Below are 627 nucleotides of genomic sequence, written 5' to 3'. Positions count from 1 at the left end.
TATCTATTATTTCATGAGATGAAAAAAACCTCTATGTTTAGATTTATCATTATTCCCACCTTTTTGCAACTATCATACCATAGTTGCTATACAAACATTTTTCCACTTTTGACAGTTAATCAAACGTTTGTTTAAACGATTTTGTCTCATTTAAACAAACGTTTGATTAACCTAGAAAAACACCCATGTACGGGTGTTTTTCTGCTTAATCTTTAAAAGTCACTACTATTATCGCTTATTAATCTCTTCAAGTAAGATTTTGTTAACAAGCGGTGGATTGGCTTGTCCTTTTGTAGCTTTCATAATTTGACCAACTAAGAAGCCAATTGCACGGTCTTTACCGTTTTTAAAGTCTTCGATAGATTGCTCATTATTATCAAGAATTTCTGTTACAACTTTACGAAGTGTACCCTCGTCAGAAATTTGAACAAGACCTTTCGCTTTAACGATTTCTTCTGGGTCTCCACCTTTTTCAATTAATTCATTAAATACTTTCTTCGCGATTTTAGAAGAAATTGTACCTTTTTCAATTAATTGAACCATTTTAGATAAACCAGCAGGCGTTAATGCAACGTCTTTTAATTCTTTTTGTTGTTTGTTTAAGTATGCAAGTACTTCACCCATTAA

1 pseudogene is annotated in these 627 nt (G+C 31.7%); it reads right to left on the bottom strand.

The window, feature by feature from the left end:
• Positions 1–228 precede the first annotated feature (228 nt).
• A pseudogene (gatB, locus tag MR170_RS30935) lies at positions 229–627 on the bottom strand (Asp-tRNA(Asn)/Glu-tRNA(Gln) amidotransferase subunit GatB); the annotation flags it as partial.

The sequence above is a fragment of the Bacillus cereus group sp. BfR-BA-01524 genome (genome assembly GCF_022662595.1).
Classification (GTDB): domain Bacteria; phylum Bacillota; class Bacilli; order Bacillales; family Bacillaceae_G; genus Bacillus_A; species Bacillus_A thuringiensis_S.
Note: the sequence above shows the minus strand (reverse complement) of the source record. Positions and strands in the feature narration are given on the sequence as shown.